Below are 873 nucleotides of genomic sequence, written 5' to 3'. Positions count from 1 at the left end.
GTGGTGGCGGCGGGGGCGGCAGCAGTTACAGCCGCGCATTCGCCACGTACACCGCGAGCCCGCTGCCCGGGAACGGCCAGGTGATCGTCACGTACGGCACCAGGACGTCGAGCAGTACGACGCTGGCTTCCAGCCACAACCCGTCAGACGCCGGGCAGCCGGTGACGTACTTCGCGATGGTGACGGGTGTGTCCGGGCTCGCCGCACCCACCGGCACGGTGACGTTCGCCGACGGCGGCACACCGATCGGTACGGCAAACGTGCTGCCCAACGGTCTGGCCCACCTGACGCACGTCTTCACAAGCGGCGGATCGCACTCGATCACCGCTGCCTACAGCGGCAACAACGTCTACCAGGGCAGCATCAGCGCTCCGTTGATCCAAACCGTGCGCCAGAGGGTGTCGGTGACCACCACGAGCCTGCCCGACGGCACCCGCCGCGTGAGGTACACGGCGCAACTCCACGCCACCGGCGGTACCGGTGTCTACGAGTGGCGCATCGCCGCGGGCTCGCTCCCGGCCGGACTCACCCTCTCGCCCACCGGCGCCATCACCGGCACCCCCAGGACCGTCGGCGCCAGCGACTTCACCGTCGCCGTGCGCGACACGGCCGTCCCGCCGGAAACCGCCACCGCGCCCCTGACCCTCGCCGTCATTCGGTGACGCGGAACTGAGTGAGGCCACCGTCCGAGATGACGGCGATCCCGCGCCGGGCACACCGCCCGGCGCGGGATTATTGTATTCGGTGGCTGATACGCAGGACCTCGGCCCGGCGCCTGTGCCGCTCGCCTAGGTGAACTCGACCGCGGACCAGCCGGCGGGGGTTTCAGACGCCGCGAGCGTGTAGTACCCCACGTTGGGGCGGACGTACGAC

Annotated in this window: 1 protein-coding gene; it reads left to right on the top strand. The window is 70.2% G+C overall.

The genetic code is table 11. From position 1 onward, the window contains the following. On the top strand, window positions 1-662 hold a 662-nt coding region (locus KDL01_RS41460; protein WP_212534200.1), incomplete at its 5' end, for an Ig-like domain-containing protein. Window positions 663-873: the final 211 nt, after the last annotated feature.

The organism is Actinospica durhamensis, assembly GCF_018139695.1.
GTDB lineage: Bacteria > Actinomycetota > Actinomycetes > Streptomycetales > Catenulisporaceae > Actinospica > Actinospica durhamensis.
This window is presented reverse-complemented; position numbering and strand designations above follow the sequence as displayed.